Source organism: Pseudoalteromonas sp. APC 3250, from assembly GCF_030407915.1.
GTDB classification, from domain to species: domain Bacteria; phylum Pseudomonadota; class Gammaproteobacteria; order Enterobacterales; family Alteromonadaceae; genus Pseudoalteromonas; species Pseudoalteromonas tetraodonis.
The window spans coordinates 313,483-335,020 of the sequence record NZ_JASDCM010000001.1; the positions used below are offsets into that span (position 1 = coordinate 313,483).

A 21,538-nucleotide genomic window follows, 5' to 3' on the forward strand; every position below is an offset into this window, starting at 1 on the left:
CAGCGAATAACAGCACGGTATTCACTATTAGTAAAAATAAGGGAACGATTTTTTAACCAAGGTGGCATCAGGCATTTTATTTAACACCCGACCAAATAGAACATTACTGAGTAGAGCATAACTGCAGATTAATTTTAACCACCGGATGATTATAAAATTAACCTGCTAAGTGAGATTATTTATAATAGGCAAATAAGTATTTATTAAAGCTATATTGACTTTGTATAACCGCAATAACAAATCCTGCTTTACCATCTAAAAAGCCACGTCTTAAAAAATAATGGCGGATAAAAGCAAAAAAAGCGGAACTACTTGCCTTTAAGAGTGATGGTTTTTTACCCTTATTTACCATTTGCTCTGCACCTATGTGCGCATAATGATTTCTTTTATTCATATAGCCAAAAATATCTTCATGCTGAAAATGTAATATATTTTCTTTCAACTCAATTGGTTTACAATCAAGCATTACAACAGACTCATGCACTAAGTTTTGGTTATAACCTGTTATTTTTTTATTGTAGATACGCGCAATACGATCAGGATACCAGCCGCTGTGTCGAATAAATTGGCCACAAAAATACGTTAAACGGTTAAGCTTTAAAATATTTTTCTCATTGCATTTTGCCAATGTCGTTATTATTTCTTCCTTTAAACGCTCACTGACAACTTCATCACAGTCAATTGCAAAAATCCAATCGTTAGTTGCTAATGCTTCTGCTCTACGTCTTTGCTCACCAAACCCTTGCCAGTCATCACGCACAAATACTTTATCTGTGTATTTATTTGCAATAGCACGTGTTTCATCAGTGCTGCCTGAATCAAGTACAATGATTTCATCTGCCCACTTTACTGACTCTAAACAACGCTCAATTTTATCCTTTTCATTTTTACATATAATACAAACAGATAGCTTCACAAAATTTCCTTTTTAATAACACTGTATTTTAAAAATTATCTTCCTATTATAAACAGATCATAACAACACAGGAAACAAGGCTTTAAAAAGTATGGTTTTAAGCTTCTAAAATAACGTCAATTGTATTGAGTAAAGCCTCTACTTGATGTCTATCAAGCACGGCGTTAGCGGATTTTAATCGTTTTTCAAACTCAACAGCTTGTTGATACAGTGCTTGGCATTCAAACATCCCTGCCGTTCCCTTAATCATATGTACGCTGCGTGCAAAACCGGTTATATCACCCTGCTTAAATTGCGATTGTAATGTGTGTTTTTGTTTTTTTAATCCTTTAATGTATTCTTGCTTGAGAAGTGCAAACTCATCATCAGGCAGCTTAATATTTTCGCATATATCAATATCAAGATAACTTGCGATTTTACTACTAAAACACCGTCTATCGATGGGTTTGGCAATATGATCGGTAAAACCTTGTTTTAAATAACGATCTACTTCATGCTTCATCGTGTTCGCAGTAAGCGCCACAATCGGTGTTGTTACTCCTGTTGCTTGCATAATATTAATTGCTTGTTCACCATCCATAATTGGCATTTGAATATCTAATAAAATTAAATCAAATTGTTCATCAAGTGTCGCTTGTGCAGCATCTCGGCCATTTTCTACTGTCACCACGGTTAAACCCATTCGTTCTAAAATCCGCTTAATCAGCTGTCGGTTTTCTGGGTGATCTTCAGCCACGAGTACCCTACCAATCAAATTTCGCTGGTTACTATTTATAGGGAGCTCTTTGTTTTGTGACTTACAAATATCGTCAAATGCGTTAACCCATTTTGTATGAGCCGTTGTATGCAGTGCCATAATAAAACAAAACTCACTGCCGCTTCCGAGCACAGAATAAACCGTAATATCGCCATCTAGTTTAGTTGCTAAGCTTTTTGATATGTTTAATCCAAGTCCAGTACCACCGTATTTACGAGAAATCGACGAGTCAGCTTGATGAAAGGGAGTAAATAGATCTTTTTGCTCACTGTCGGTCATACCTATTCCCGTATCTTTCACTTTAATAATTAGTTGTTTTTTATTACAGCTAACCGTTAGCTTTATATAACCTTGGCTGGTAAATTTAAGCGCATTGCTTGCTAAATTTAATAATATTTGTCTCAATCGAGTTGGATCTGAGACTATCCAATCAGGTAGCGGAAATTGATAATCAACTTTAAATTTTAAGCCTTTATCACGAATTTGTTTTCCTAATAACGATTCGATTTCAGCAATAGTGGCAAACAAGTCCGTTTCAACTAGCTCTATCTCTAGACGGTTAGCCTCAATTTTTGACATATCCAAAATGTCATTAATTAAGCCAAGAACATGACGACTATTTTGCAAAATCACCCGAATGCCATGGTTTCTCTCATGAGGCTGTATATCACCTAAAATAATACCATCAGCATAACCAATGATTGATGTCATTGGGGTGCGAATTTCGTGGCTCATATTGGCTAAAAATCGACTTTTAGCTTCACTTGCATCACGAAGTTCTTCAGCTAATTGTTGTAACTCTTGAGTACGCAACTGTACTTTGTGTTCTAAATTTTTAGTCAACTCAACATTCTCATGGTGTAAAATGCTAAATTTATTTGCCACGGCAAAAGCAAGTAGCACTGCATCGAGTGCGGTACCAATGAGCCCAAGTAAATAGAGATCCATCTTTATAGGTTCAATTAGCCCTAAATTAGTTAAATTGCCGACCATATTAGGAATGGCCATCGCCAAATACGCTAAAACAAAATAGCGAGCGGGCTTAAAGCCACTTAACCAACTTCGTATACCAACAATCATACCCAGGCACAAAGTAGCCCCCGTTACTAAAGTAGCCCATATAAAGCCAAAACCTGGCCAAATGATTGCAAATGGAGTACCTGCGGTAGCAATAATGCCCAAATAAATTGAAAACCGTGATAATTGAGGAGACGTTTCCTTTAATTTAAGTAAGCTGTTAAAAAATAAGATATTTGTGATGGGAATTAAGGTAAAACCTAGCCAATGAAAATGGGCGTTGTAAAAACCAAAAATTTGATCTGGTATATGAAAAAACTGACTCCAAGCTAATACCCAGCACGCGGTAAACAGAGCGTAATACAAATGGGTTTTATCTCTATCACCCAAGTAAATAAGAAAATTATATAAACCTAATGCAATACCAACCCCGAAGCACAGTAGCATAATCATGTTATCTGATGTTTTTTTCACAAAAAAATCATCATAAGGTGAAAGCACTAATTTAGGTGGGGTGTAAAAGTATTCACTTTGAAATTTTGCAATTAATATGTAGGGCCGATTAGGCGTCAGCTCGATTCTATTACCATAATGAAATGCAAACTCATTAGGGTAAATGCCACCCGTTGTATAACGATTTATTGGCTCATCAAAATCCGACATATCATAAATACGCGTCTCAATTTTTGAAAGCAGCGTGTTATAGGGATATAACACAAGTTCATTTAAATCAGTTTTGTTTTCCAGCTTAATCACAAACCAAAAACTACCACCAAAAAACGATGTTCTCGATTGTGGTTGCTTTTTTTCAAGCCACGTTTCTATATCGCTATGATCTCGGGGAAAAGCGCCATCAGTGACTTGAAATACACTGCCTTGATTAAGCAAATCAGTATCTTGTTGTTTCAAAGTATAAGCAAAAGGCTCAAGTGCATTTGCCACTGCTAAATTGCTAAAGCATATAAATACACAATATATAAATAGCTTTAGAGCTGCCTTTATTGGCATACTTTGCACCTTAAATTAAAACTGATAACTAATATCCAAGCCAAAACGCCGGCCTTCACCCTTAAAATCTTCAAGCATGCCAAGAAAAGAACTTAAATCAAATTTTAAGTGACTGTATTGAGTACCAAACAGGTTTTTACCCCAAATGGCAACCCCCCAGTTATCGTGTTGATAGTGTATATTGGCGTTAAAAATACTATAGCTGTCTTGCATCGCATAGGGGTTTTGATTCTGATCAAAATAGTAATCGGATTGATAATCAACTAATAATTGAGTAGTTAGCGGGTGATTAGCCACCTCAAAAGTGTATTCAATACCCGCACTGAGATTCCATTTTGAGGTAAACGGCAAACGATTATCAGTTAACGCATTCCCTAGTGGATCAACATATTCTTCAAACTCTGCATGAGGTATATAACCCATAGCAAACTTAACATTCAAATTATCGGTCAGCCAATACTCAAGATCAGCTTCTAAGCCGTAAATAATGGAGTCAGCCACATTTTCTAATAATTGAATTGGCGGGCTCTGCTCAGATGTTGAAGGCTGATTCATAAAGACTTGTTGATCATTATAATCATAATAAAATGCAGCCCAGTTAAATCGAATACCCTGCTGTGGCCACCAGGACTTTGATCCGATTTCATGTGAGTTTAACCGCTCTTTTTGATAGTCAGCGAGTTGGGCTTGTTCAACCGATGATAAAAAGCCACCGTTATAGCCTCCGCTTTTGGCGCCATTAGCAAAACGATAATAGGCGTAAGTTGAATCATCGACTTTAAAGTTCACTCCTAACTGCCCAGAAATGCCATCATCTGACTGCTCTCCTTGAACACGATAAAATGGAACCCTAACTCCTGTTAAATCGTTAGCATCTATAACAACGTTAAGCTGAGATACTGAGTCGTAGTCTAACGATTCATAAGAGTAACGAAGCCCTGCAGTGATCAACCAATCTTGGTTTAATTGATAATCGAATTGCGTAAACGCAGCCATACTCTTTGTGTTTATTTTATTATTATAAAAAAAAGTAGCGGTTAAATCTGTCGCTAAAATTCCCCGATAGTCCCGTAAAATATCATTTACATTATCTTGAACAATAGACTCATCAGCATAATATATTCCCGTCGTTAAAAAATGCTCACCCAACTGAGATTGCAATCGCAATTCTTGCGTCACCAAATCAGTATTTAACCCTAAGTTGCCCTCACATAACTGTGCGGGAGAGCCATCACAATTAAAAGCATGGTCCCGTTTTAATTTGTTATAACTGCTTAAAAAAACAAGCTCATTGTGTGTGTCTAATTGCCAATTAGCATGGGCGCTAATGCCCTTACCATCTGTTTTATGAGGCGAATTATTATTTACGCTGACTGTATAAAAATCATCACTGGCATCATTAAAGCCAAAATTATCAAAACAGCTGGTTGAACCCGCTTGTGCTGGCGAGCATCGCTCTCCTGTTAGTGGATTAGCAACAATTCCAATACTGCCAACCGGCTGTACTATGCCATCCCAATCGGCAATATGCCCTTTTATCAATAGCTGTACCGTGTCAAAATCAGCTAAAAAGGAAACTCGGCCATTCGTTTGTCGCATGCCAGCTTTCGGTGAGTCGGCAAAAATATTGTTAGTGGAATAATCATAATCTTGATGATTAAGCGCTATACGAACGGCAGTGTTTTCACTAATTGCTGAATTAAACATAGCATCAACACTGGTCGCATTGTTATTAGCAATGCCAGTGCTTAAATAACCACTTTGTTCAAACTCAGGGCGTTTAGAGCGGATTAAAATAGCGCCCCCTGTAGAGTTGCGACCAAATAAAGTGCCTTGAGGACCACGCAAAATATCAATTTGTTCAATATCAAATAAATTAACAATTTGGTTACTTGCAGAGCCAACAGCAATGTCATCAACATACATCGCCACAGGGGATGTATTCGCCGTATTGTAATCAACTAGCCCTACACCACGAATGTTAACCGCTGGCGGTGTGCCTTCCGCTGCGTTTTGACTAATTTTTAGATTAGGAGCAAATACAGACAACTCTGTCGAATCTTTAACGTGTTGTACTTGAAGATCATTACCTTTAATGGTGCTTACAGAAATGCCAACTTCTTCAATTTTTTGCGCTCTTTTTTGCGCATAAACTTCTATGATTTCCATATTACGCGCATTCGCACTTTCATCATCTACAAGTACTTTCGCCTGCAGTGGCAGTAAAAAGCCTGGTAAGCATATCAACCCTATTTTCTTATTGAGAAGCTTGCCTTTATTTTTCATTTCTTGTGACCTTTACGCTAGACAAATGTAAACAGCATGTTTAATTATATACTAATCAATCGATAATACGGTTATATGAATAATATTTTAATGTTTGAGGGCTGCAAATGCATCTTCGCCACTAATGTGTTGTGGGTAACCCACCATTGCTCTTGCTGTTTGCATACCAGCCATGACAGCCGCTTCAACACAACCGGCATTAACGCCTGTTTTTATCCAGTCACCGGTAATAAAAAGATTGGTAAATTGTGTTTCATCAGTTGCCAGACGATATTGACTTGAGCCCGCAACTGACAAAACATAGCGCTCACTGGGATCCACATTTACTCGCCAGTATTGAGCATTTAATCGTTCATCCCCTGATAACTGAGAGCCATGCAAAACAGACCAGTCAAATTGATTATTTTGATACGCTAATGGCCAAATAGCCTGTATGTTATTTTCTAGCATACCTTTAAGATTAGCTTTTACTTGCGATTTTGCTTGAAAAACAAATTGATGTTCACTTTGTGGCGGGTAATAGTCACAAGGAAAAACACTGCAAAAGTAAGCAATGTTTTTAGGAGGACAATCGATAGGCCATTGCTCTTTGTCGATTAAATTCATCATCGCCGCCCATGTATCAAATGGTTCGCTAAAGCTACTGAGAATGGGGCCTTCTTTGCTAGGTGGCCTATATTGCCAACCTAATTGCTCGTCAGTCTTACTAAGCCACAATTGGGCTGCCTGCGTTGCCACCGTTTTAACTTGCTTTGCTTGAGCTGCAAAATTTGTATCCAATGCAAGTAAAGAAGGACATACATGTTCAAGTGAAGCAACAGATACGCCAAGAATAATCCTGTCAAAGTCATCTTTGTAGCGTAATTTTTTTATTGGTAGGGGCTGCCCAAAATGATTTTCATATTGAGCTGGCCAGTTAGACCAAAAAGATTCTAAATTAATATTATGCTGTTTTAATAGTGCAGCTTGTTCACTATTAATTTGCGCATAAAGCGGCTCACTTGGCCAACAAGGTAGTTTTTTCACATCAACAAGTGGTTGATATTCAGCGCCTGATTTCAAAGTAACTTGTTGCTGTAACTTAATTATCTCAACAAAACGTTCACCCTGCTCATTTAGGCTGGGTTCCAGGTTTTTCAATTGATGGAAATATTCAAACTTAACCCCTCTTTTTTTTAGTAGCTCATACAGTGGAGCAAAAATGACATCGCCCATCCCCGCTTGCATTTTCCACATGACGCCACCGCGATAACACAGCGCAATACGTAACATAGCTAGTGATGCAACACCGGCTTCAACATTAGGCTTACTGATGTCTCCATCAGCGTAAGCAAATACTAAATCATAAAATCCCCGTATTGGCGCAGAGTTAGCACTGTACTGCTCATTTGCCCCATTTCTTATCAGCCACTGTCTAAAATCAAATTTGTTTATTACCCCAAACCCATCTCGATATACTTTGTCTTTGACCAGGCCAACCAACATTGCAATAGCAAGGTCTGCACAAATATATAATCGTCTAAGCTGCGCATTATTGTCTAATAACTCAATCATTTCGCTATTTAGCCAACGCTTTAGTTTTCTAACTATATACCAAATGACAAGGCCATCTTTTTTCTCTTGTACTTGGGGTTTTAATGTATTGTCAGCGTGAGCAAACTGATTTAATTTACTTATTAATAAGCTGGGAGTAGAGGCTATTTCACTTGAGTATTGTTTTATATCATCAGCAAAGTGTTGCCAAGTTTCCTCTGTATCATCAACCAAGTCCGCTATTTGTTGATGTAAATGGCGTAATAAAGACTGATCACGAGATTTTTTTGTGCTCAGTTTTATATTTTTATTGGCTTTTTTTGCGGCTAATTGTAAATCCAGTATCCACTTTTTTAGCCAAGCTAGGGTCATTTTAATAAAGTCCCATGGCGTAATATCCAAACTACCCTCCGCAGGATTTCCAGGTAATAAGGGGAAATCTATTGGCCATGTTGGCCATTGATCATTAATATATTCTTCTAGTGCTATAAAACTATGCGGCTTTAAAGCTTGCTGCCATGTAGATAAAGGTGAATCGACTGGGCGTTGTAACTTAGTGTAAACCGTTTCTATAGTTTTAAAGCTATTTACATAAGCACCAAACCATACATGCAAGCCATGCTCTTCAATACGCTGCCCACGAGCCGCATTACGGCCACTTGCGCCTTTACCACCCAAACGCCAACCTTGTTGGTATACAGTAATAGTTCGATGCTGTTGCCAATCACGCTGCTCGGTTAAATACAGTGCAGCAGTCATAGCCGATACACCGCCACCAATTATCACAATTTTTTCTTGGCCCATGATAAATCCTTCTAAGTAATTTAAATTTTAGTTGCGGCTAACTGGTCAAAATCCATTTGAACATAAAATGGTAAGTGCAGCGCTTGACTACCTAACTTCAGACCAAACATATCGGCAAGGGGGAAACTATCTAATTTATTAAGATGTAACGTAAACTCAGGTTTCAGAAATTTAAAGCGATGTATTTTTTTAATCATAGAGGGTGAGTGCATTACGCTTTGGTATACCGCTGAATCACTACTGCCATCGGGAAATTGCTTAAACAATATTTGATCCATTTGTGGATTAACAAACCCATTCAATAGCTGCTTTAATAATGACAAATCAATGCCTAAATGTTTACGAGAAAACAAATTTGCTACTTGCTCGCCAAAATCATCTAGGACAGAGAAAAAGTCATTTTCGTGCCCCTGAGAGTTTATTGTAATTGTAAATAACTCATGCATTTGCAGCTTTGATTCAGGCGAAAAATGATCAAAGCATTCTAAAGATAGTGAAAAATTCGAAAGCTCAGTTACACACTCGGGCATAATGTAATCACATAAATATTTATTATAGCCCCACGTTTCGCGACCATTTATGAGTGCATAAATGTTATTAACGCAGATAAATGCAGGATACCAATATAGGTAGGTTATATCCTCATCTTCAACTTTAGCGACAGGCAACCAGATGATAATATCTGTTTCTTGCATCCAACCATGCTGATCGAAAGGCGGTGTCATTGAGGCTATTTTTTCAATATCTGTAAATGTAATAAGTGCAAACTCGCCAAGTATTTTAAAACGAATATTCCCTTTAACGCCTACGTTTAGCGTTGAATCAATATATCTTTGTGATTTAGCTAATTCTATCTCAGCAAAAAAACCATACATATTCGCATTGTGCATACGACAAGGCGGCTTTGCTATTGGATTAGATAAAAAATGTTGATATGGCGTAGATAGTGAGCTCATTTGACCCCCTCAGTTAAAAACTGAGTATAGTCAGATATATTAGGGTCTGTTGACCTTTGCGAATTAATATTTATGGCTATATGTGAATTCCACTCGATTCAAAGTATTTTAATAAATTGCTTGCAAAGTAAAATGTTGTGAAGTAGTATCGCTGCTTGGCTATAAAAAGCCCTAGCGGTTAACCTCTTTACCCTGATCCAGTAAGCCCCGCAAAACGTATATTCAAAAGCTAAGTTATTGTACGGCGAGAACCCCTATTAATACCTTGATGATTTATTTTTAATATCATCGTAAAAGTGTCATAAAGATCGTCAACACTGTAATGAAGCTAAACACAATTAGATTATTTATCATCTGTAATGTGCTTTAAGAAAAAGCCCAGAATAAATAACAAAAATAAAGTGAGTTTTATTATGTCATACCAATATAACGGATCTATGATCCAAATAGCACATCCAGTGCAATCAATTTCGGTTAACAAACATCGTGTAATCTTTAGCGATACACAAGGTTTGAAAAATGCATTGTTTCAAAAAGCAAGTGATGCACGTCAATTTGTAAAGTGGCTCAAAGCCAGCTAATTATTATTGATAAGTTAAACACTTATAAATAAATCTAAATGCCAGCGTGAAGCTGGCATTTTACTTTTTGGTGTATTATTGACTACACTTAAATCCTTGTTTATTTATTCGTTGTAGTGCCAATGCGGTTTTCGTGGTTAATACTGTTAGTCTGTGTATTTTTAAGCACAAAGTGTAATGCCAGAACAATAAAATGGTTAACACATGATTTTGCGCCCTACTACATTATAAGCGGGCCGAACAAATCCCAAGGTCGTGACGAAAGTATTATTTCGCTTTTAGAACAGCAGCTGCCGCATATTACCTTTGAAAGAGTGATCATCCCCTCAGGTAAAGTGATTCAGGAACTCGCAAACCTGCAGTCTAATGCCTGTGCTTTGTCGCTCTATAGGAATAAATACCGCGAAGAGCGTGTTTATTTCACACATCAAAGCTCTACAGCAGGGCTTTCGCCATCAATTGCCATGCATACCAAGCTAAGTAGTGCGCTTGATATTGAAGACGCTAAACCGGTGTCATTAACCAATTTATTAGTTAATAAAAAGCTTACCTTAGGTGTATCTATGAATCGCTCCTATGGCAGTGAAATTGATAAAATAATCAACACCACACCCGGTATAAATCTGGTCATTCGACCAACCCGCGATACCCTCAGTACGTTAACATATATGCTTAACCTTAAAAGAATTGATATTTTATTAGGTTACCCAAGTGAACATTATTATTTAGCAAAAACAATGGGGTTTACTGATAATTTAACCCAGCGGATGCTCACTGAAGCACCAGAAATAAGTTACGGTTACATTGGCTGTACTAAAAACGAGCAAGGTGCAGAGGATATTGCTACGCTTAATCAACAACTCAAACTGATTAAGCAGACTGAAAACTATAAACAGATATTAACTCGGTGGTTACCAAGTCATTTAAAACCCAAATTAGAAGCACATTTACAATAATAAAAAGCTAAGCGTATTACTAATTAGCGCTTAGCTTTTTTAAAATAGTCTTACTGGCGAATACCTTCAATAAATAAACCAATATCAACATGGGTAGATGCTGGGCCTAAGTTATAGTCAATACCGTAGTCGGCCAGTTTTAAGCTAGTTTCTCCTTCAAAACCAACACGGTAATCACCCCATGGATCTTTACCTTCACCAATTTTATCTATTTCAAAGGTAATTGTCTTCGTAACACCGTGTAGAGTAAAGTCACCGGTTACTGTGGCTTCTTCACCGTCTTCGTCAAACTTAATCGCTGTACTCTTAAAGCTTGCCTGTGGGTATTTGCTTACGTTTAAAAAGTCACTACCACGTAAGTGTTTATCACGTTCTGCGTGATTTGAATCTAGGCTTGCCGTATCAATATTTACACTAATTTGAGACGCATTTGGATTTTTAGCATCGTAGTTAAATTTGCCATCAAAGGTATTAAAACGCCCATGCAGCCAGCTGTAGCCTAAATGTTTAATCTTAAAGTTTACAAAAGCATGCGCACCTTTTGTGTCAATAACATAATCTGCGGCATTCGCAGTGGTCGCTGTCATAAACATCGCTGCTGATAACGCTGAAGTTAAAAATAATTTTTTCATTTTAATCATCCTTTTGTAATGTGATCATTCTAATTAATGTTTTATCTTTATCGATAAAGTGATGTTTTAGCGCACCTAACACGTGCAATACTACAAATCCAATTAATAAGCATGCGCTATAGAAATGGATTTGCCCGGCTATATCAGCCTGAGAATCAAACGCAAAGTCGATAGCTTTTACATAAAAAAAGCCAAATACTTCTATGGGTCGTCCATCAGCCGTCGAAATTAAATACCCTGACACCATAATGATCAGTAAAAACAGATACATTAAAATATGTGCTGTTTGGGCTAATTGATTTAACTGCTTGTTACTGCCAATCGGACTGGGTTTAACACTAAAGTGTCGCCATAACAGCCTAAAAACAAAAACCGCTGCTAAGCTAAGGCCAATGCTTTTGTGTAGGTCTAATGATCCTTTATACCAACTATCATAATAAGTCAGCTCAACCATATATAAACCTAAACCAAACAGACCAAACACGGTCAGCGCCATTAGCCAGTGTAAAAATATAGCCACCACGCCATAGCTGGTTTTTGAGTTTTTAAACATTCCCTACTGCCAATCTCTTATTTAGTAATAACACTACGATATAATGATTAAGTGGTGATTAAAATAGCTTATGCAAACACTCATCGTGCGTATACGCACAGTAAAATGTATAAGGTTAATATAATTGTAAATGACGTTGAGAAGGGATTAGCTAGCAGCTGACTCGTTAAGAGACACGTATATTTGGCTATCAGGTTCAACCTGTAAGCAGGCAATCAGGCCCTCTTTTATTAGTTCTAACATAGCGATAAAACTAACAACAACCCCACTGCGTCCCTCTTCAAAGGTAAATAATTGAGTAAACGCAACAGGCGCTTTTGATTGGGATAAGGTATTTAAAATCAAGCTCATGCGCTCACGCGTTGAAAGGGTTTCAGCGCTAATTAAATGATGCTCGAATGTTTTTGCACGCGCCATGACATCGCTTAGCGCTAACAATAAATCTTTGATTGCCAGTTCAGGTAATGGCTGGTTTTTTTCTGCTAGTTCTGGCACGCTTGCCTGCGCTATAAAGATATCGCGGCCAACACGAGGTAGGCTGTCTATATTTTCGGACGCTTTTTTAAATTGTTCGTACTCTTGTAGACGTTTTATAAGCTCGGCGCGGGGATCATCTTCTTCTTCTAACTCTTCATGAACAGGCAGTAACAGCCTAGATTTAATTTGTGCCAGCAATGCCGCCATTACTAAATATTCACCCGCGAGTTCTAGCTGGAACTCGCTCATCATTTCTACATATTTTACATACTGCTCAGTAATGCTAAAAATAGACAACTCAAGAACATCTAGCTTATGTTTTTTGATTAAATAAAGCAGCAGATCCAAAGGCCCTTCAAAGGTTTCTAAAATAACTTCAAGGGCATCAGGCGGGATATATAAATCTTCGGGTTTATCAACAACGGCTTTACCATGTAAAAAAGCCAGAGGGAGCTTTTGCTGCACTGGCATATCAGGTGTTGGCGTTGATGATAGCGTCTCAGACTGTTTCATTGTTATTCAAATGGCGTTGTATCACCGCAACCAACACGAAGAATTTGAATATCATCTTCTGATAAATCAATCACTGTGGTCGCCTGCTCAGGTAAATACCCACCATGAATAATTAAATCCACATGTTTATCAAGGCGCTCTAAAATGTCATCGGGATCAGCTTGAGTAAACTCTTCGCCCGGTAAAATAAGTGAGCACGACATTAAGGGCTCACCCAGCTCAGCTAATAAAGCACACGCTATTGGGTGCTCTATAACACGTATGCCTATGGTTTTTTTCTTGTCGTTTAATAACCGCTTAGGCACTTCTTTTGTACCTTTAAAAATAAACGTGTAAGGCCCTGGGGTATTATTTTTAATAAGCCTAAACATTTGGTTATCAACACGCGCATAAGTAGACAGCTCAGATAAATCACGGCATACCAAAGTAAAATTGTGATGTTTTTCAATACCACGAATACGTTCAATGCGCTCTTTAGCTTGCTTATTACCTAAATTACAGCCTATCGCGTATCCTGAATCTGTAGGATACACAACTACGCCGCCTTGTTTAATAATATCAACAGCTTGAGAAATTAATCTAGGCTGTGGATTATCTGGATGTATATGAAATAATTGACTCATAATGCAACTCCTTCGTGCTTTTCCCATGTTTGCCAAACCCCTTGGCAATCTTTAGGTAAGTATAAATTTTTTCCAAGTTCTAAATAACTAGTCGGAAAATGAAAATCAGAGCCTTGAGAGCAAAGTAGCTCGTATTCTTGACTCAATAAGCCTAAAAACTGACGCTCACTCGGGGCCTGTTGCGGTTGGGCAACTTCCATTGCATCACCGCCCACTGATTTAAACTCTACGAGTAGTTTACGCAACCATTTATTCGACATTTTATAGCTAGTTGGGTGCGCCAAAACAGCCACCCCACCGGCGGCATGAATCGCTGAAATTGCCGTTTGCATATCACACCAGTTACTCGGTACGTAACCGGTTTTTCCTCGCCCTAAGTACTTTTTAAATACCCCAGGAAAGTTTTTAGCCACACCTCGCTCAATTAAAGCTCTGGCAAAGTGAGCGCGAGTAATTTGCGCATTTTCAGCCAGATCGCGGGCTTGTTGATAAATACCCTCAAAGCCATTTTTAGTTAATCGATGGCCTATTTCAATTGCACGGGTTTCGCGCTTTTGCTGTTGCTCGCTAAGTAATGTATGCAAAGTGCTATCATTGGTATCAATGTTAAGCCCAACAATATGTATTTCAAAACTCTCCCATTTGGTTGATATTTCAACCCCATTAATCAGTTTAAGCGGCAAGTTTTCACGTTTGATAAAAGCCTGCGCAGGCTCAATTGCGGCCACAGTATCGTGATCGGTAATGGCAAATACATCAATGTTTTTATCGACTGCTCGCGCTAATAGTTCCTCAACGGTTAAATGTCCGTCTGAGTGTGTTGTATGGCTATGTAAGTCGTATTTTATCAAATGAAAACTACTTTAATTAATGGTTTAATGCTGTTTCACACAGTATAACAAGTTTTTTAACGAAATTGTTTTAAATAAACACTTGACACAAAAGCAGTTGATACGTTTTACTGTAGCCACTTTTAGACATTAAAGAATAAATAACAATGAAAAATACAATTCAAAACATCATCTGGTGGTGGCACTCTTAAAACAAAGGGTGATGAATTGTCGTGTCTAAACAAAAAATTCTAACCCGCTACCATGCGGGTTTTTTTATCACTAAATTTTGCAATACAAGATTAACAGGAATTAAAAACATGAATAACGTAAACACTCTTACACATCATTGGTGGTGGCGCCTGGCATAGCGGGACGGTAATGGTCTATCTATAATTTAGACATCGTTATTCAAACCCCGCACTGCTTAGCATTGCGGGGTTTTATTTTTTTAGGGGATGAGGTTTGATTTTTAGTCATATAACAACAACACCAGGTGAAGTGACCAGCATAACGCAAGTACGAGACTACATAAGTAGCCCACTTGCCTTGTATGCGGCACTTGATAAACCTAACTCACTATTGCTTGAATCTGCAGAAATAGATTCAAAAGATAGCGTAAAAAGCTTAATACTAGTTGATTGTGCATTGCGTATTGTTTGCCAAGGCAACCAAGTGAGCATCAGTGCACAATCAAACAACGGCCAACAACTACTTAACTATTTGCAGGCTAATGTACAAAACTGCGCTTCACAGTTAACCGATACCACACTCACACTTGAGTATCACCCAGTCGATGACACCATTGACCAAGCTAGCAAACTGATTGCAGATAACGCTTTTAGTGCACTACGCACTTGTTTAAATAGTATTAGAAGCACCACTGACAATCCGTTCTCAGTGTTTTTAGGCGGCGTATTTGCCTACGACATGGTGGCTAACTTTGAACAACTATCCGATGTGCCTGACGGTGAAAACACCTGCCCTGACTACGTATTTTATTTAGCCGAAACACTGGTTGTTATTGATCACCAAAAACAAACAACCGAGTTAATTGGTAATGTGTTTAATGGCCCTGATGTTCACGCTAATTGTTTTGAAGTGGGCAAACAATTAGAGCGCCTTAATACATTGTGCGACCACGCCGCAGACTTTAGTGCCCTAAGCCAAACAGGTGACTGCCCTGTAAATGTTGATATTAGTGATGAGCAATATTGCCAACAAGTGATTAAACTTAAGCAACACATAGTTGATGGCGATATTTTTCAAGTGGTGCCCTCTCGTACTTTCTCATTGCCGTGCCCTGACTCATTACATGCTTATAGCCAGCTTAAAAAGCAAAACCCAAGCCCGTACATGTTTTACATGCGTGATGAAGATTTCTCATTATTTGGCGCTTCACCAGAGTCTGCGCTTAAGTATGAGGTGAAGTCTCAACAAGTTGAGGTTTATCCGATTGCAGGTACTCGTCCACGGGGTAAGTTTGCAAATGGACAAATTAATCCCGATTTAGATAGCCGTATTGAACTTGAGCTCAGAAACGATCAAAAAGAACGTGCCGAGCACTTAATGCTGGTTGATTTAGCACGTAACGACGTTGCTCGTATTAGCGTGCCTGGTACTCGCCATGCCAAAGAGCTATTAAAAGTAGACCGTTATTCACAAGTAATGCATTTAGTATCACGCGTGGTGGGGAAATTAAAACCCGAACTAGATGCCCTGCATGCTTATCAAGCCTGTATGAATATGGGTACCTTAGTGGGGGCACCCAAAGTGCGTGCGGCAGAATTAGTGCGCAAAACTGAAGGCAAACGTCGCGGTAGCTATGGTGGCGCGGTTGGTTATTTAACTGGTGACGGTGCCATGGACAGCTGTATTGTTATTCGTGCCGCCTTTGTTAAAAATAATATTGCTTATGTGCAGGCTGGTGCTGGGGTTGTATTCGATTCAGATCCAATGTCAGAGGCAAACGAAACGCGCGCTAAAGCCCAAGCGGTGATCACCGCGATTAAATCGACGTATAAGGCAGTATAAAATGAGTGAAGCACACCCTATTAAAATTTACTTTTTAGATAACTTTGACTCATTTAGCTACAACCTTGTTGATGAGCTAACAATGCTAGGTGCTGAGTTAGTAGTTTACCGAAACAACATTAGCGCAGAGATCATATTCGAAAAAATGCAGGCAGAGCGTGGACAAGTACTGCTGGTATTATCACCAGGCCCTGGTGCACCTAGCGATGCAGGCTGCCTTATGGAGTTAATTAACCTGTGTAAGGGGCAATTTCCAATGCTAGGTATTTGTTTAGGCCAACAAGCGCTAACACAAAGCTATGGCGGAGTAATCGGTCACGCTGGTGAAACCGTACATGGTAAGTCATCAATTATAAATTTAAATGATCACCCTGTATTTTACGGTATGGGAAGCACCATGCCAGTGGCACGTTATCATTCTTTAATGGCAACAAAAGTACCTGATAACTTAGCCGTTATTGCCAAATACCAAGATATACCAATGGCTATTTATCATCATCAAGACAATGTACTGGGCTATCAATTCCACCCAGAGTCAATTTTAACGCCCAATGGCGCAATGCTACTACAGCAAAGCGTTGCTTATTTAACACGTGCCAAATAAAAGGAACATTATGACTAATCAATTACACAGCCCGCTTAATGTTCAACACGCCATTGAGCACATCATCACAAAGCAGTCACTTAGTTACGTGCAAGCAAAATCGCTATTTGATCAAATTATGCAAGGTAATATGAGCGACATTGAACTCTCTGCGTTACTTATTGGCCTTAAAATGAAAGGTGAAGTAAGCGATGAGATTGCCGGTGCTGCCTCTTCAATGCGTGAAAATGCCGTTGCCTTTACCACTAATAAAACGCTACTTGCTGATAGCTGTGGCACCGGTGGCGATGGTTCAAACACTATAAATATTAGTACCACGGCCGCGATTGTGGCGGCCGCGGCAGGTATTAATATGGTAAAACATGGCAATCGCAGTGTATCGAGTAATTCTGGGTCTGCTGACTTGCTCAAAGCACTGGGGATCAATATCGATATGACCCCAGAGGTCGCTGCTCGTTGTTTAGAGAGCACAAATTTTACCTTTTTATTTGCACCGCACTACCACAGCGGGGTGCGCCATGCGATGAACGTGCGTACCAGTTTAAAAACCCGAACCATTTTTAATATTCTTGGGCCACTGGCTAATCCAGCCGCTCCTGAGGTGCAATTACTCGGCGTGTACGATGAGTCTTTATGTCTGCCAATGGCACAAACGCTTAATACTCTAGGCACTAAACGCGCTATGATAGTGCACGGCTCTGGTACTGACGAAATTGCCTTACATGGCCCAACACAGGTTGTAGAGCTTAATAATGGTAAAATTACTCAGTACACACTCAGTCCAAGTGATTTTGACCTTGCAAACTATTCACTTGAACAATTAGCCGGTGAAGGCCCAAAATACAATGCAAACGCCAGCCTTGCTATTTTACAAGGTAAAGGCACTGAGGCACACAACGCCGCAATTGTTGTTAATGTGGCCGCATTGCTGTACTTAACCGGCCAAGCAGAGTCGTTAAAACAAGGTGCGCAAATAACACACTCTTTATTACGTTCAGGCAAGGCCATGGACACATTAAATGCAATTATTGAGGTAAGTCATGGCTAATGTATTAGACAAAATTATTGCCGATAAAAAAATAGAACTAATCGAGCGTAAGGCTGCACGCCCACTAGAGAGCTTTAAACACCAAGCCAAACCGACTGAGCGTAGTTTTTACAAAGCACTGGCAGCACCTGGTACTCAGTTTATTTTAGAATGCAAAAAAGCGTCGCCCTCTAAGGGGTTGATTCGTCAGCCTTTTGATTTAACAGAAATCACCCAAGCGTATAAGCAGTATGCCACTTGTATGAGTGTGTTAACTGACGAAAAGTACTTTCAAGGCAGTTTTGATTACCTTGAATTTGTGCGCAGCCAAGTAGAACAGCCGCTTATTTGTAAAGACTTTTTTATTGATGAGTACCAAATTTATATGGCACGTATATATGGCGGCGACGCTATTTTACTTATGCTATCTGTGCTTGACAATCAGCAATACAAAACACTGCATGAAGTGGCCGACTCATTAAATATGTCAGTATTAACTGAGGTAAGTAACGAAGAAGAAGTTCACCGTGCGCTGGCACTAAATGCACAAATAATTGGAATTAATAATCGAGATTTGCGTGATTTAAGCACCGACTTAGCCACCACAGAACGACTACGTAAACTTATTCCTAACGATAAAGTGGTTATTTCAGAGTCAGGTATTTATACCCATCAAGATGTAAAGCGTTTAGCGCCTTTATGTAATGGTTTCTTAATTGGCAGCTCATTAATGGCTGAGGCTGATTTATTACAAGCGTGTCGCCGCGTAATCCTAGGCGAAAACAAAGTCTGTGGATTAACCCGTAATCAAGATGCCATTGCGGCTTACGACAACGGTGCCCTTTATGGCGGATTAATTTTTTATCCAAAATCACCGCGCTTTGTCGATTTAGATTGCGCCAAAGAAATCAGCCAAAGTGCCCCTTTAAAATTTGTTGGGGTGTTTGTTAATGCCGCCATAGCAGAGGTTGCTGAGCACGCTAAACAACTAAAACTGTCTGCTGTTCAATTACATGGCCAAGAAGATGAACATTACATTGCATCGTTACGTAATGAACTACCACGTCATTGTGAAATATGGAAAGCACAGGCCATCAAAGATGCTTTGCCTCAACCGATTATAGGAGCCGATCGCCATTTATACGACACTCACAGTGATTCACAGGCTGGCGGCACAGGCAAAACATTTGATTGGTCGGTACTTCGCGATGCAACGACCCCATTTATGCTTGCTGGCGGCTTAAACCCAGACAATATTAGCGATGCACTTTTTCAAGGTGCTCTTGGGCTTGATTTAAATTCAGGTGTTGAAGAGTCTCCAGGTAAAAAGTGTGCAAACAAACTACATCATGCTTTTACAAGTATCAGAAATTATTGAGGTTAAAATGCAAAATCCAGCTTATTTTGGCGAGTTTGGCGGTATGTTTGTACCCGAACTGCTTGTCCCTGCGCTTAAGCAGTTAGAAAACGAATTTAATAAAGCACAGAAAGATCCTGAATTTCAGGCAGAACTAAGTAAATTACTTAACGAGTATGCAGGCCGTCCTACCCCGCTTACTTTAACGCGTAACTTAGTTAAAAACCCAAAAGTAAAACTGTACTTAAAGCGTGAAGATTTACTCCACGGTGGTGCGCACAAAACAAACCAAGTTTTAGGCCAAGCTCTGCTTACCAAACGTATGGGTAAAAAAGAAGTGATTGCTGAAACAGGCGCCGGCCAGCACGGCGTTGCAACGGCACTTGCCTGTGCGTTACTTGGACTAAAATGCCGCATTTATATGGGTGCAAAAGATGTTGAACGCCAACAACCAAATGTATTTAGAATGAAGCTAATGGGCGCTGAAGTTATTCCGGTAACCGCAGGCTCGGGTACATTAAAAGATGCGGTTAACGAGGCACTGCGTGATTGGTCTGCCAATTATCAAGAAGCTCATTACCTTTTAGGTACTGCCGCGGGTCCTCACCCATTCCCGACTATTGTACGTGAATATCAAAAAATAATTGGTGAAGAAGCAAAACAACAAGTACTTAAAGCCGAAGGGCGTTTGCCTGATGCGGTTATTGCGTGTGTAGGCGGTGGGTCTAACGCAATTGGTATGTTTACCGATTTTATTGATGAGCCAAGCGTTAAACTCATTGGCGTTGAACCTGCAGGTAAAGGGTTAGACACGCACGAACATGGCGCAACTATCTGTAAAGGAACAAAAGGTATTTTGCACGGTACTTACACTTATATTATGCAAAATACAGATGGCCAAATTGAAGAGTCTTACTCTGTATCGGCGGGACTAGATTACCCCGCAGTTGGCCCTCAACATGCCTTTTTGCACGAAACTGGCCGTGCTCAATATGTCGGTATTACCGACACCAAAGCACTTGATGCCTTTCAAGCATTAGCTAAACACGAAGGGATTATTCCTGCGCTTGAATCAAGTCATGCGCTAGCCTATGCCCTCGAATATGCAGAAGAGCAAACGCAAGACAGTATCATTGTTATTAATTTAAGTGGTCGTGGCGATAAAGACTTAGCCCACGTACACAAGGTATTATCAGAGGAAGGTCAACTATGAGCCACGTAAAAACTGACCGTTATGGACAAATGTTTGCCGCGCTTAAAGAGCAAAACCAGGGTGCTTTTGTTCCGTTTGTAACCATTGGCGATCCAGGTAAAGCGCAAAGCATCGAAATTATTAAAAGCTTAATTGATGGCGGCGCTGACGGGCTTGAATTAGGTATTCCGTTTTCCGACCCGATTGCCGATGGCCCTGTCATTCAAAAAGCCAATATTCGTGCCTTAAACGTGCATATTAATACGCAAGACTGCTTTGATATTATTAAAGAGATCCGTGAATATAACGCCGACATTCCAATTGGTTTGTTATTGTATTCAAACTTAATATTTAAACGTGGCTTAGAAAAGTTTTACACCGATGCAAAAGCTGTGGGTGTTGACTCTATTTTAGTGGCTGATGTGCCATTGCATGAGTCTAAAATGTTTAGAAAAGCCGCCATGGCCAATGGTATAGACCCGATTTTTATCGCTACACCGAACGCCAGTGACGATACCCTGCGTGAATGTGCATCATACGGCCGTGGCTACACCTACTTGCTTTCTCGTGCTGGGGTAACAGGTACAGACACAAAAGCACAAATGCCAGCAACCCATGTGGTTACGCGCTTAGAAGAGTACCACAGTGCACCTGCATTATTAGGCTTTGGTATTTCAACGCCTGAAGATGTAAAAGCGGCACTTAAAGCCGGTGCTGCGGGGGCTATTTCGGGCTCTGCTGTGGTAAAAATTATTGAAGCAAACTTAGATGATTTAGATGCAATGACCACGCAGCTAAAAACATTTGTAAGCGATATGAAAGCCGCTACTGCGCTTTAATAGCGAGCTGTGTTTTATCATTATCAATAAAAAAGGGCATGTA

Annotated in this window: 18 protein-coding genes; 8 read left to right on the forward strand and 10 right to left on the reverse strand. The window is 39.5% G+C overall.

The window, feature by feature from the left end; translation table 11 throughout:
• Window positions 1–175: 175 nt before the first annotated feature.
• The 5 genes from QL986_RS01450 to QL986_RS01470 form a co-directional block, all read right to left on the reverse strand.
• Window positions 176–916, reverse strand: a complete 741-nt coding sequence (locus tag QL986_RS01450; protein WP_058154721.1) for a glycosyltransferase family 2 protein — start codon at window positions 914–916, stop codon at window positions 176–178.
• Between the two features lie 97 nt (window positions 917–1,013).
• A complete protein-coding gene (locus tag QL986_RS01455; RefSeq protein WP_290191034.1) occupies window positions 1,014–3,698 on the reverse strand; it encodes a 7TM diverse intracellular signaling domain-containing protein in 2,685 nt (894 codons plus the stop codon).
• Between the two features lie 15 nt (window positions 3,699–3,713).
• Window positions 3,714–5,984 (reverse strand): TonB-dependent receptor, encoded by a 2,271-nt coding sequence (locus tag QL986_RS01460; protein WP_290191035.1) that lies wholly within the window; start codon window positions 5,982–5,984, stop codon window positions 3,714–3,716.
• An 87-nt stretch (window positions 5,985–6,071) separates the two neighbouring features.
• A complete protein-coding gene (locus QL986_RS01465) occupies window positions 6,072–8,321 on the reverse strand; it encodes an NAD(P)-binding protein (RefSeq protein ID WP_290191036.1) in 2,250 nt (749 codons plus the stop codon).
• 20 nt (window positions 8,322–8,341) lie between these two features.
• The gene (locus QL986_RS01470; protein ID WP_290191037.1) at window positions 8,342–9,277 is read right to left on the reverse strand and encodes an acetoacetate decarboxylase; all 936 of its coding nucleotides are present in this window, start codon (window positions 9,275–9,277) and stop codon (window positions 8,342–8,344) included.
• A gap of 413 nt (window positions 9,278–9,690) precedes the next feature.
• On the opposite strand from QL986_RS01470, the gene QL986_RS01475 reads away from it, so the two are divergent.
• Both QL986_RS01475 and QL986_RS01480 read left to right on the forward strand, forming a co-directional pair.
• Entirely contained in the window at window positions 9,691–9,858 is a 168-nt protein-coding gene (locus tag QL986_RS01475) for a hypothetical protein (RefSeq protein WP_175610048.1), read from the forward strand.
• Window positions 9,859–9,980: 122 nt separating this feature from the next.
• Complete coding sequence (locus QL986_RS01480) at window positions 9,981–10,814, forward strand: transporter substrate-binding domain-containing protein (protein ID WP_290171853.1); 834 nt, start codon at window positions 9,981–9,983, stop codon at window positions 10,812–10,814.
• Window positions 10,815–10,864: 50 nt separating this feature from the next.
• On the opposite strand, the gene QL986_RS01485 is transcribed toward QL986_RS01480, so the two are convergent.
• The 5 genes from QL986_RS01485 to QL986_RS01505 all read right to left on the reverse strand — a co-directional run bounded on the left by QL986_RS01485 (window position 10,865) and on the right by QL986_RS01505 (window position 14,463).
• Window positions 10,865–11,446 carry a YceI family protein gene (locus tag QL986_RS01485; protein ID WP_290191038.1) on the reverse strand — a complete coding sequence of 194 codons (582 nt, stop codon included), beginning with the start codon at window positions 11,444–11,446 and terminating at the stop codon, window positions 10,865–10,867.
• Between the two features lies 1 nt (window position 11,447).
• On the reverse strand, window positions 11,448–11,999 hold the full coding sequence (locus QL986_RS01490) for a cytochrome b (protein WP_024603087.1): 552 nt from the start codon (window positions 11,997–11,999) through the stop codon (window positions 11,448–11,450).
• A gap of 147 nt (window positions 12,000–12,146) precedes the next feature.
• Window positions 12,147–12,989 (reverse strand): ScpA family protein, encoded by an 843-nt coding sequence (locus tag QL986_RS01495; protein WP_290191039.1) that lies wholly within the window; start codon window positions 12,987–12,989, stop codon window positions 12,147–12,149.
• Between the two features lie 2 nt (window positions 12,990–12,991).
• Window positions 12,992–13,612, reverse strand: coding sequence for an L-threonylcarbamoyladenylate synthase (locus tag QL986_RS01500; protein ID WP_013465078.1), 621 nt, complete (start codon window positions 13,610–13,612; stop codon window positions 12,992–12,994).
• Window positions 13,609–14,463 carry a PHP domain-containing protein gene (locus tag QL986_RS01505; RefSeq protein WP_290191040.1) on the reverse strand — a complete coding sequence of 285 codons (855 nt, stop codon included), beginning with the start codon at window positions 14,461–14,463 and terminating at the stop codon, window positions 13,609–13,611. The genes QL986_RS01500 and QL986_RS01505 overlap by 4 nt, the downstream gene beginning before the upstream one ends.
• Window positions 14,464–14,907: 444 nt before the next feature.
• On the opposite strand from QL986_RS01505, the gene QL986_RS01510 reads away from it, so the two are divergent.
• From QL986_RS01510 to trpA, 6 genes are read left to right on the forward strand one after another with little or no spacing between them, the layout of a single operon-like run.
• Window positions 14,908–16,476 carry an anthranilate synthase component 1 gene (locus QL986_RS01510; RefSeq protein ID WP_290191041.1) on the forward strand — a complete coding sequence of 523 codons (1,569 nt, stop codon included), beginning with the start codon at window positions 14,908–14,910 and terminating at the stop codon, window positions 16,474–16,476.
• Between the two features lies 1 nt (window position 16,477).
• Window positions 16,478–17,080: an aminodeoxychorismate/anthranilate synthase component II gene (locus QL986_RS01515; RefSeq protein WP_055012578.1), complete on the forward strand. Its 603-nt coding sequence runs from the start codon at window positions 16,478–16,480 to the stop codon at window positions 17,078–17,080.
• A gap of 10 nt (window positions 17,081–17,090) precedes the next feature.
• Window positions 17,091–18,128 (forward strand): anthranilate phosphoribosyltransferase, encoded by a 1,038-nt coding sequence (trpD, locus tag QL986_RS01520; protein ID WP_290191042.1) that lies wholly within the window; start codon window positions 17,091–17,093, stop codon window positions 18,126–18,128.
• Window positions 18,121–19,485, forward strand: coding sequence for a bifunctional indole-3-glycerol-phosphate synthase TrpC/phosphoribosylanthranilate isomerase TrpF (trpCF, locus tag QL986_RS01525; RefSeq protein ID WP_290191043.1), 1,365 nt, complete (start codon window positions 18,121–18,123; stop codon window positions 19,483–19,485). Before trpD ends, trpCF begins: the two co-directional genes overlap by 8 nt.
• Window positions 19,486–19,492: 7 nt before the next feature.
• Complete coding sequence (gene trpB, locus QL986_RS01530; protein ID WP_010390233.1) at window positions 19,493–20,677, forward strand: tryptophan synthase subunit beta; 1,185 nt, start codon at window positions 19,493–19,495, stop codon at window positions 20,675–20,677.
• Complete coding sequence (trpA, locus tag QL986_RS01535; RefSeq protein ID WP_290191044.1) at window positions 20,674–21,495, forward strand: tryptophan synthase subunit alpha; 822 nt, start codon at window positions 20,674–20,676, stop codon at window positions 21,493–21,495. Before trpB ends, trpA begins: the two co-directional genes overlap by 4 nt.
• Window positions 21,496–21,538 lie beyond the last annotated feature (43 nt).

Bases quoted from the DNA above. Each gene is read 5' to 3' on its own strand.
- QL986_RS01455 (WP_290191034.1), bottom strand. From the start codon at position 3,698: ATGCCAATAAAGGCAGCTCTAAAGCTATTTATATATTGTGTATTTATA.
- QL986_RS01460 (WP_290191035.1), bottom strand. From the start codon at position 5,984: ATGAAAAATAAAGGCAAGCTTCTCAATAAGAAAATAGGGTTGATATGC.
- QL986_RS01465 (WP_290191036.1), bottom strand. From the start codon at position 8,321: ATGGGCCAAGAAAAAATTGTGATAATTGGTGGCGGTGTATCGGCTATG.
- QL986_RS01470 (WP_290191037.1), bottom strand. From the start codon at position 9,277: ATGAGCTCACTATCTACGCCATATCAACATTTTTTATCTAATCCAATA.
- QL986_RS01475 (WP_175610048.1), top strand. From the start codon at position 9,691: ATGTCATACCAATATAACGGATCTATGATCCAAATAGCACATCCAGTG.
- QL986_RS01480 (WP_290171853.1), top strand. From the start codon at position 9,981: ATGCGGTTTTCGTGGTTAATACTGTTAGTCTGTGTATTTTTAAGCACA.
- QL986_RS01485 (WP_290191038.1), bottom strand. From the start codon at position 11,446: ATGAAAAAATTATTTTTAACTTCAGCGTTATCAGCAGCGATGTTTATG.
- QL986_RS01490 (WP_024603087.1), bottom strand. From the start codon at position 11,999: ATGTTTAAAAACTCAAAAACCAGCTATGGCGTGGTGGCTATATTTTTA.
- QL986_RS01495 (WP_290191039.1), bottom strand. From the start codon at position 12,989: ATGAAACAGTCTGAGACGCTATCATCAACGCCAACACCTGATATGCCA.
- QL986_RS01500 (WP_013465078.1), bottom strand. From the start codon at position 13,612: ATGAGTCAATTATTTCATATACATCCAGATAATCCACAGCCTAGATTA.
- QL986_RS01515 (WP_055012578.1), top strand. From the start codon at position 16,478: ATGAGTGAAGCACACCCTATTAAAATTTACTTTTTAGATAACTTTGAC.
- trpD (WP_290191042.1), top strand. From the start codon at position 17,091: ATGACTAATCAATTACACAGCCCGCTTAATGTTCAACACGCCATTGAG.
- trpCF (WP_290191043.1), top strand. From the start codon at position 18,121: ATGGCTAATGTATTAGACAAAATTATTGCCGATAAAAAAATAGAACTA.
- trpB (WP_010390233.1), top strand. From the start codon at position 19,493: ATGCAAAATCCAGCTTATTTTGGCGAGTTTGGCGGTATGTTTGTACCC.
- trpA (WP_290191044.1), top strand. From the start codon at position 20,674: ATGAGCCACGTAAAAACTGACCGTTATGGACAAATGTTTGCCGCGCTT.